Genomic DNA, 11054 nt, shown 5'->3' with positions numbered 1-11054 from the left:
CTACACAGGAGCCGGAAACGCCCTGTATCTGGACGGCAGCGCTAAAAACTACCTGACCGTGACCGACAAGGAGGGCAAGAGCCTTCTGACCGGTGTCCGGGAGCTGAGCGTCTCCTTCGATATGAAGCCCGATCGGACTGCCACCAACTGGCCTTTCTATGCGGCTCCGAATGGCAGCGCGCAGACCTATCTGAATGAAAGATATATCGGAATTATGCAGGGCAGCGGCAAGGTAACCGTACAGCGTTACAATAACGGCGGAAGTAGGCCCACAAGCGCGTCCGCAGACGCAGGGGACGGTTGGGTTCACGTGGACGCAGTGCTAGACGGCAGCACCACGAAGCTGTATCTGAACGGCGAGCTGCAGTCTGAGGCTGCCAGCAGCGTAAGGCTGTCTTCTATTCTGGGAGATTCCAGTATCCTTCAGATAGGAAAGGCGAACTGGGGAAGCGGCGAGTATTACAAGGGCTGGCTGGATAATCTGACCATCCGCAATTACGCCATGACGCAGGAAGAGGTAACCGCGGAAGCGGCCACCCTGGCAAACAGCATTTCTGCAGTAAAGAGCGTGCTGGTCGGAACAGCGCCGGATCGGGAGACGGCTCTTACATATCGCGGAACCGATAATCATACGGCAGTCTATACAAAAGTAGATGAGAAAAAGAAAGAGATTACATCTTATCTCCGTCAGAGCGCGGAGCTCACGAAGGTACCGGTGACCTTCACCTTCCAGAGCGAGGGCGTCACTTTGACCGCAGATGGAGCAGCCTTTGAAAACGGCGGCGAGCTGGATCTGACAAAGGATGTAACAATTGCAGTGAAAAACGCGGCCGGAAAGGAAGAAACCTGGACCGTCAAGAAGGCAATCGCCGCGAACAACCCGGTTCTGCCCGGACAGTACGCGGATCCGGATATCGATTACATGGATGGCAAATTCTGGATCTTCCCGACTACAGACGGATATCCAGGCTGGTCAGGAACTGTATTCCACGCATTTTCTTCTGCGGATCTGGTGAACTGGACCGACGAGGGCGTGATTCTGGATGTGGCCAACGACAATCCCGGCCTGAATGAGAAGGGCGTACAGATCGCGGCTTCACCCTGGTCCGTGGGAAGCGCCTGGGCACCGACTATCGAAGCGAAGAACGGAAAATACTATTTCTATTACTGTGCAAAATTCAGCAACGGCCAGTCCGCCATCGGCGTGGCAGTGGCTGACAACCCGGCCGGTCCGTATACAGATAAGGGCGAGGCGCTGATGACTGTAGCGATGTGCAACGCGGCGGGCGTAAAGATGGGTCAGGCCATCGATCCGTCCATTTTCACAGATGACGATGGCACTTCCTATATTTTCTTTGGAAATGGCAGCGCGGCCATGGCAGAGCTGAACGATGATATGATGAGCATCAAAGAGGGCACCATCCGGCAGATTACCGGCCTGAAGGATTTCCGGGAATCTGTGGTAGTCACAAAGATTAAGGACACCTATCACTGGACCTGGTCCTGCGACGACGCCAACAGCCCCAATTACCATGTAAATTATGGCGTATCTGATAGCCTGACAGGTAGCATTACCTATAAGGGAACCCTGCTTTCCAAGGATGAGTCCCAGGGCATTCTGGGATCCGCGCATCAGTCCGTAGTAAAGGCCACAGACGCAGACGGCAAGGACCGTTACTTTATGGCATACCACAGATTCTATACTCCGCTGGATATTTTTACCTCCGGAGACGGTCTGGGAAAGCACCGGGAGACCTGCGTCGATGAGATTACCTTCGATACGGAAGGCTATATGCAGATTGCACCGACTCTGGAGGGCGTAAGCTTCGAGCCGAAGAAGGACGACGACACGGAAATCGCGGAACTGCTGGCAGCCTTTGACTTCAATGATGTGACAGCTGCGGGCTTCGAGGGCGGCAACGCAAAGGCAACCGGAAGCTACAGCCAGAAGGAAAGCTATGAGGGTGCGGGAAAGGCCCTGTATCTGGACGGCAGCTCCACGAATTTCCTGACCGTAACGGACAAGGCGGGCAAGAGCCTTCTGACCGGCGTGGAGGAGCTGACCGTATCCTTTGAACTGAAGCCGGATCGCACCAATACCAACTGGGCGTTCTATGCGGCACCCAATGAAAATAAGCAGACTGCGGGGCAGGAAAAATATCTTGGTATCCTGCAGAACAATGGAACCCTGACCGCAGAGCGGTATAAAAACAGCGGATCCCGTCCTGCTAACGCGTCTGTAAAGACCGGAAGCAACTGGAGACATGTGGATGTGGTCGTAAGCAAGACGGCTACTGTCATCTATGTGGACGGCGTGAAACAGTCCGAAGTAAAAAGCACCTACAACCTGCGTGATATCCTGGGCAGCAACAGCGTTCTGTATATCGGAAAAGCGAACTGGGGCAGCGGCGAATATTACAAGGGCTGGCTGGACAATCTGCAGATCTACAGCAAAGCACTGACGGAAGAAGAGCTTCAGGCAAAGGTATCCGACGCTTATAAGAATTACGCGGCGGATCGAATCAAGAAGCAGATTCAGAACGTAGTTATCGAAGAATCCAGATGCAATCTGGAAACTTATGACAATATGGTAACCTGGAAATCCACCGATCCGAAGATTCAGATTGAAGGAAACGGCTATACCGCAGTATCTGAGCTTCCGGCAGCAGGAAGTCAGGATTATGAAACGACCCTGACCGCAGTAATTTCCGTATGCGGGAAGACTTATGAGAAAGCAGTGAATGCTACGATAAAAGCAGAAGTAGCTGCAGACGCGTCTTATGGCTACCTGATGGTGCATTTTGTCGAGAACAGCAAGGGTTACGCGGAGAAGATTTACCTGGATATCTCTCGTGGAGATAATCCGGAGCAATGGGATCCGCTGAACGGAAGAGAGCCGATTCTGGCCTCCAATCTGGGCACTACCGGTGTCCGGGATCCGTTCCTGACTTACAATCCGGAGACAGAGACTTATTATATCATTGCAACGGATCTCCGTGTATTTGGCGCGGATAACGCAGGCTGGGGCGTATGGCAGAGAAATTACAGCACAAAAATGAACGTGTGGGAATCCAAGGATCTGATTCACTGGAGCGATGTGCGGCAATTTGACGTAGCTCTGAACACCGAAGGCGTAAAGCAGGCCAATATGGGCATGATGTGGGCGCCGGAGGCAACCTGGGTAGAGGATTACTACGGCGAAGGCAAGGGTGCGTTCATCGTGTACTGGTCTACCAGACTTTACGGGAATGCGGATCAGAGCGATAATCCGCAGCCGGCTTCCGATATTGCATATGGCGTTACCACCGATTTTACACAGGAAACTTACAGCTATGGCGGAAAAATGCTGGAGGGCGGAAGCTCCGGCTGGATCGACACCACGATTCTGCAGGACGGTAATAAGACCTATCATATCACCAAGAGCAACGCCGAGCAGATTATCATGGAAGTGACTGAGGCGAAGGAATGGTGGAACTATGAGACGACCGAGTGGACCCGGGTACAGAGCCGGATTGGAGTGTCCCGTTATGGCGCAGTAGAGGGACCGGCGGTATTCAAGGATCACAGCACGGAGAACAGATGGTATCTCTTTGTAGACGATATGCCGAGCCCCGGCTATCAGCCAATGATTTCCACGAATTTGAGCAAGGGCTGGGAATATCTGGACAGCAGTGATTACTATCTGACCGAGTATACCAAGCACGGCGGCGTCATTTCCCTGACCAAGGCCCAGTATGACGCTATCCGGAACGCAGACGCGGTTTCTGCGGTGAAGGAGACTCTGGACAGCGTGGAAGTGGCACAGGGCGCCGACGAGACGGCACTGAAGGCAGCGCTTCCCGAGACCGCAGAGGTGAATCTGGCATACGATAAGGGAACCTCAAAGCTCCCGGTAATCTGGGATCTGTCTGGCGTGAAGACCGGTGAAATCGGCGAATATGAAATCACCGGCGTGGTACAATCCATCGGCGCAAACGACAACCAGTGGAAGGCGGCGGACGGATCCGGTAACTACTTGGCAGACGGCAAGACCCTGTATAGCTCTACCGCAGTGACTGTGAAGCTGACCGTGAAGGTAGTGGAGAAGACAGAGCAGCCCGAAAAACCGGAAAAACCGGAAAATCCGGAAAAGCCGGATGCCGGAGAGAGTAAGGATAACAATGATAAGAATACCGGTTCAAACCAGAATACAGGCAGTGGCTCCCATCACAAATCCGGATCCGGAAGCGCAGGAGCTTCGAAGACCACCCAGACCAAAGCCGCGAAGACCGCGGACATGGCGCAGACAGAATTGTGGCTGCTTCTGGCCATGGCTTCTGGCCTTGGTATTCTTCCGGTATTAAAAAAGAGAATCCGTAAATCCGAAAAAGAATAAGGAAAAGCGTATGCGAAGAAAACGATTTTTAGCATTTCTGCTTGCCGGGGCGATGATGGCGTCAGCCGTCATGCCCGCCTCGGCGGCGGAGCCGAAACTGCAAAGCATCACAGAAGCAGAGAATGGCCAGCCGCAGCAGGAAGAGAATAAAGGAACGGAGCCGGCAAAAGAGGCTCCGACGCAGGGGACAGATATAGATGAAACTTCTGCAGACCAAGGAACATCAGCGCAGAACACACCGACAGAGAATAAATTCGAAGAAACGAATCAGAGTGAATCGGACACAGAACAAACTCTGGCAGAGGTGCAGAATGCGGATGAGACAGTTCCGGATGCGGACGATATTGCCAGTGATCTACTGGCTCGCTATCCCCTGGAAGCCGATACAGCGGACATCTCGGGGAATGGGAAGAACGCAGCTGTAGCGGATGGAGCCACAAATGCAGGCGTCAATTTCGAAAACGACGCGCTGAATCTGGCGGGAGGAGACAAAAGCAGTAAGAATTACGTATCGCTCCCGGACGGTCTCTTCGACGCACAGGATACGGTTTCCGTATCTCTGTGGATTAACAATGTCAACACGAAAGGAAATTACGCCGCCTTCTATTTCGGAAGCGCGGCAACCGGAGTGCTGCCGGCTAATTACTTTCTGTTGAATCCCTGTAATCCCGGTGGCAATTACAAAGCCGCATTTACCGATTCGGTAAATGCGGCCACACCGTGGAGTACCGAAGTGGGGATTACAAATACAAGTACGACGGACTACATGAACCGGTGGGCTATGTACACCGTAGTTATCAATGAAAAAGAGATGACAGCCTATCTGAACGGAAAGGATTTGGGAAGCGTTACACTCTCCCGGACCGTATCGGATTTGGGAAGCAATTTGAAGGCACACATCGGGAAATCCCAATATCTGGAGGATCCTCTGTTCCACGGTTCCTTCCGTGATCTGAGAATCTACAGCAAGGCGTTGTCCTCCGAAGCGGTCCATGCGCTTTACAGCAAAGGAACCCTTCGGAATCAGCTCCTGGACGCAAAGGCGAAGCTGGATATCGGAGAGACCTCTCAGGTGGTGGGCGATCTGACGCTTCCCACAGAGGGAGAAAACGGCGTGGAGATTCGCTGGACGTCAAGCAATGAGGCGGTGGTATCCGCGGGCGGCACTGTGACGCTTCGCGACAGTGTGCAGACAGCCGTGCTGACGGCGACCCTGACCCGGGAGGATGAGAGTGTCGAGAAGCAGTTTACCGTAACCACTGCCGCACGGGCCGACGTGGTCAGACTGCTGGCTGAAAAGGTACAGGTGCCCTACGCAGTGGCGGAAAAAATGCCGCTGCCCACAGCCTTTGACGGCGGAATCACTGTAAGCTGGGATGACGGCGGAAAGGGCCTGATTCAGGAAGATGGTACCGTAAAAGCGCCGGAGCAGAATACGGAAGTGGAGGTGACGGCTCATATCACAGCGGGAAGCGTAAAGACGGATAAGCAGCTGAAGCTTCTGGTCATGGAACAGAACGCGGAATACGTGATGGGCTACACCCGGAAAAATGTGCTCGCCGGACACGGCGGCAGCCTGCATCTGGCTCTTGGCAGCGATAACGAGAGCTTTGAAGCGCTCCACAATAATACCGGTATCTATTTTACAAAGGCAGATTTGAACGGCTATGGAACGGGAACTACGCGTACCCTGAAGACGCCGTATCTGTTCCGGATGGTGGACGGCGCTCTGGGCGTCGTGGCTGTAAGGGACGATGGAAAATTCCTCTTTGCAAAGACAGCGGATCTGCTGAGTTATGAGGAAAAGCTTCTTGATCTCCATACGAATCTGACGGTTTCCGAGCCGGCATGTGAATACGATGGAACCGATTATGTAATCAGCTGGAAGGGATCCGATGGAAAGCTGTATCGGAATACCACGAAGGATTTTGAGACGGTAAGCGATCCGGTGGAGCTTTCCTTCCGGGCGTCTGCATTCCGGACGTCGGACATCACCAACGCCGTTCCCGGCAATGTGATTCCGGTGACCGCAGAGGAAGCGCGGAAGCTCCGCAATCAGCTGCTTCCGGTGGAAAATACCGGTGTAAAAGAAAAGAGCTATGCGTTCCAGGCAAAGGCCGGAACAGCACTGACGAAGGAGAATACGAAGAACGCCACGATTACGGCGGAGTACAGCGACGGTACGACCGATGAGATCGCCATCGACTGGGACTACAGCAGTGTAGATTTTTACACAGCCGGTACCTATACCATAACCGGTAAGGCAAAGCTGACAAACTATCCGGTCTTATCGGGAAGAGCTGATCCGGATATCGTAAAATATAAGGGTAAATATTATTTCATCGCCACCGGCGAGACCCAGAACCAGTCGCAGATCTGTATCCGTGAGGCGGACACGCCCCTGGGACTGTTCAGCGCGGCCGATCACGAGCTGCTGGCGAACACCCGGACGCCCAACTGGGCACCGGAGCTTCATGAGATAAATGGAAAGCTGTATCTGTTCCTGGCTGTCGGAAGCAGCTGGAAAAATGTGCAGAGCTGCGTCATGGAGCTGAAAGAGGGAGGCGACCCAAAAGCCAAAGCCGACTGGAAAAAGGCTGTGAAGGTGACCAGAAAGGACGGAAGCGCCCTGTATAACGGTGGTATCACGCTGGATATGACGTATTTTGAGGTAAATGGAACCCACTATGTATGCTGGGCACAGCGTCAAATCACCAGCAGTGAAAACGGAACCTCCGATCTCTGGATTGCCACGATTGATCCGGAAAATCCGTATCGGCTGACCAGCGACCCGGCGTGCATTCTGCGCTGCCGGTACGGCTGGGATCGGGTAGACGGTGCGGCCGTAGACGAGGGCCCCTATGTGATTCAGCGGGACGGAAAGATCTATATGACATTTTCCGGTTCCAGTGTCAGCAATAACTATGTGGTGGGACTCCTGACCGCAGAGGAAGGCGCAGACCTGCTGAAGGCAGAGAGCTGGATAGAAACCAATTATCCGATTCTGACCTCTGAGAGCGCGGAGGGAGAAAAGGGGCCGGGCCACAGCTGCTTCAGCGTGGACGAAGACGGAAGAACTATTTTTGTATATCATATGAAACCAAACGGCGGTACCCGAAGCGCGACTGTGAGAAGAGTTCACTGGTCCGCGGACGGCTCCCCCAGACTGGACATGGAGCCGGATCAGGAGCTGAAAGCGGAATATCGGACCGTGACGGCTACGGTGACTGTGGCAGGCGATGTGTCCTTTGACGCAGAGGAGGATTTGCTGGCCCATTACAAGCTGGAGAAGGACGCCAAGGACAGTTCCGGTCAGAAAAACGACGCAGCGGTAAACGGAAAGGCAATATTTGAAAAAGAAGCCCTGGTTCTGACGGGAGGCGCAAAATCGGCGAAGAATTATGTACAGCTTCCGACCGGTTTCCTGGACGGACAGGACAGCCTGACCATAGCTATGTGGATCAAAAATAATGGAACCCAGAAAAATACAGCGGCCTTTTCCATCAATGGAACGGCCAGAACCGGATCGTATCCGACTTATTATTTCCTGCTGAATCCGACGAATCCCAGTGGTTACTATAAGGCGGTCTACACCGATCCGGAGCCGGGCAATACAGCCAATCCCTGGAACACCGAGGTGGGCGTCAACGGAACCACAAAGACGTCGGATCGGATGAATGAATGGCTGTATTATACCATTACCATCAGTAAAAACGCGATTACAGCTTATCTGGACGGAAAGCAGATTGGTACAGCGGCCATTTCCCATGTATCCGTATCGGATTTCGGCAAAAATCTGACGGCCTATCTCGGCGCGTCCGAATACGGCGACGATACCTTCGCAGGCTCCTTCCGGGATGTGAGAATCTACGGAAAGGCTATGACAGAGGTGGAGGCAGGCCAGCTTTACCGGAAGGCGCTGGAAATCCAGAAGGTAAAGGAAGCCAAGCTGGGTCTTACCCTGGAGGATGGCGCTGTCGTATACGAGAATCTGGAGCTTCCCACAGCTTCCGGAGACTGCACGATTCAGTGGACTTCTGACAAGCCGGAGATCCTGGCGGCAGATGGAACCGTGAAATTCCCCAAGGAGCGGACCCGGGTGCGCCTGACGGCGAAGGTGGTGAACGGTTCCTGTTCCGAGGAGCGAGGCTTCACCCTGACCGTTGTGACAGAGGAGGAGGCAAAGGAAGCCAGATACCAGACGAAGATTCTGATCCCGGCATATATTTCAGAAAACCTGCAAAGCAAGGCGGGCGATGAGGAGATTACCTGGACCTGCAGCGAACCGGGACTGATTGCGGCAGATGGAAAGCTGACCCGTCCGGAGCAGGATGTAAAGGTAACCGTTACAGCGGCAGTTGGAGATGTGAAGATTAGCCGGAAGGTGACGGTGATGTCGAAGGGCGGTCAGATCGCAAGCTACGTGATTCAGGGCGGAAATCTGTATGAGAATACAGGGGATCTTCTGGCAGCAGAGGACAGCAGACGCTCCGACGCGCTGTATCTGGCGGCAAAGACTTCTGATGAGGAAGCCTATACGGAATTAAATAAAGGCAAGGCGGTCGTCTATGTAAAATGGGACGGCGATCAGAAAAAGGAGCCGGATCGACAGATGGGCTCTCCGACGCTGTTCCGCACAAAGGAAGGAAAGCTGGCGGCAGCGGCTTCCGGTAATAACAGCCGGAACGGTATCTATGTATGGGATACGACGGATAATCTGCTCTTTACAGGAGAGCGGTTCCTGACCGTGGCGGAGGACGCGGTGGTTCGGAATCCGGTAGTCGTCTATGACGCCATGACGGAGATGTACAAGGTCTTCTGGGAAGATAAAGAAGGCAAGACTTACGTAAGCCTGTTCCAGGATCTGGAAGAAGGAAGCGAGCCGACCCAGACGGTGGAAAGCGAATACGAAAAAGCGGCCGTGACAGGACAGCTTCCGGAAAATGCGGTGAAAGAAGAGGCCGCGGTATTTGAGGCAAGCGCGGCAGAGTATGAGGCCATCGGAAAGAAATATGGCACAGTCTATAATACAGGCGTGGAAAGCGTGCAGATAACGGCGAAAGCCGGGGAGGGCGTCAGCCTTCCGGATACGGTGACAGCCTCCTACAGCGATGGAAGCACGAAGAAGCTTGGCGTAATCTGGGATGCGGATATGCTGGCGAAAATCAGCGCGGGCGAAGCAGGAACCTATCAGATTACCGGTACCGTGCAGCAGGACGCTTATGAGTATCCGTTTATCACAGAACGGGCGGATCCCCATATTTTCTACAATGAGGACGACGGCTATTACTATGCGACCGGTTCCTATTACGAGGAGGGTATGACCTCTCCGAATGTATCCCAGTCCTACCGGAAGCTGGATATCCGGAGGGCAAAAACCATAGAAGGACTGAAGAACACCGAAGAGCATTATATTCTGGAATCCAGTGTAGGAGACAGATGGGGCGGCTTCTTCTGGGCACCGGAGTTTCATAAGATCAACGGAACCTGGTACTGTCTGGTGGGAGCTCACGATTTCGGAAACGTCGGTGTGCAGGCCGGTACCAACTGGAACAAGGCAAACTGGTGCTCGCGCTCCATTTTGATTCCTTATGAGGGAACCGAGGAGCAGATGAAGAACGGAGGTATGCTGGACGCTTCCCAGTGGGGAACGCCGATTGTGCTCAATCTCCCGGGCAACGCAAACGCGTCCTTTGACGTGACTTATTACGAGGATGCGGACGGTCAGGGCTATTATCTGATTCCGAAGAGCGCGAAGCTGTATATGGTAAAAGCGGCAGGCGGCGAAGGAAAAGTTCCCCAGTCTACCGGCGAAGCAGTGCTTCTGAAGTCCGGTGAATGGCCCTGGGAATATGGAGTCTACGAAGGCAGTATTACCGCGTCGAATCCGGAGGGCAATGATCAGCTGGTGGTGGAAGGACCGTATATGTTCTCCTATGGGGATAAGGTCTATATGAGCTATTCTGCTGCGACAGTAGATAAATACTATACGCTGGGTCTGATGATGGCGGATAAGGGAAGCGATCTGATGGATCCGGAGAGCTGGACCAATATTCCATATCCGCTGCTGAGCTCCTATGATACCTATGAGGGACAAATCGGAAACGGCGCTCATGTGGGAGGCGGACACAATTCCATCGTACTGGACGAGTATGGCAATCTGGCGTTGATTTATCATGCGAGACCCTATCCGGATCCCCACACGGGGCAGAACGGTGCAGGAGGACTTTATGATCCCTGTCGTCATACGGTGGTGAAAAGCATTCATGTGGCGGCAGACGGTGCTCTGCTCTTCAATATGACTGCGGAGGAGGAACTGAATCCGGCTTACAAAACGGTGACGGCGACAGTAACGGTGACGGCAGATAAGGGAGATGGTTCGGAAGAAAAACCGGGTACCGGTGACAAGAAAGACAACACCGGTAACAATAATAGTGGAACTACGGATAATGCGAGCGGTTCAAACAAAAATACGGACAGCAGCTCCGACCACAAATCCGGTTCAGGCAGCTCAGAGACTGCGAAGACCACCCAGGCTGCGGCGGCAAAAACCGGAGACAGTGCTCCGATTGTGGAGTATGGCATTTTGTGCCTGGCTGCATTAGCTGTTCTGACAGTGGTGTTCCGCAAGACCAAAAAATATACAAAAACGCAAAAATAATTCCATATTTTAAGCAAG

General features: G+C 53.3%; 2 protein-coding genes. Both read left to right on the top strand.

The window, feature by feature from the left end:
• Positions 1 to 4375 (top strand): family 43 glycosylhydrolase (locus ACTRC3_RS05735; protein WP_440322185.1); only part of this gene is annotated, 4375 nt, incomplete at its 5' end.
• A 10-nt stretch (positions 4376 to 4385) separates the two neighbouring features.
• Entirely contained in the window at positions 4386 to 11036 is a 6651-nt protein-coding gene (locus ACTRC3_RS05730; RefSeq protein WP_440322184.1) for a family 43 glycosylhydrolase, read from the top strand.
• Positions 11037 to 11054 lie beyond the last annotated feature (18 nt).

The organism is Laedolimicola sp. (assembly GCF_051972735.1).
Taxonomy (GTDB): domain Bacteria; phylum Bacillota; class Clostridia; order Lachnospirales; family Lachnospiraceae; genus Laedolimicola; species Laedolimicola intestinihominis.
The sequence above is the reverse complement of the archived record's forward strand: the minus strand, read 5'-3'. Positions and strand labels throughout refer to the sequence as shown.

What these genes read in the sequence shown, in the direction of transcription:
- ACTRC3_RS05730 (WP_440322184.1), top strand. Translation starts at nt 4,386, where the DNA reads ATGCGAAGAAAACGATTTTTAGCATTTCTGCTTGCCGGGGCGATGATG.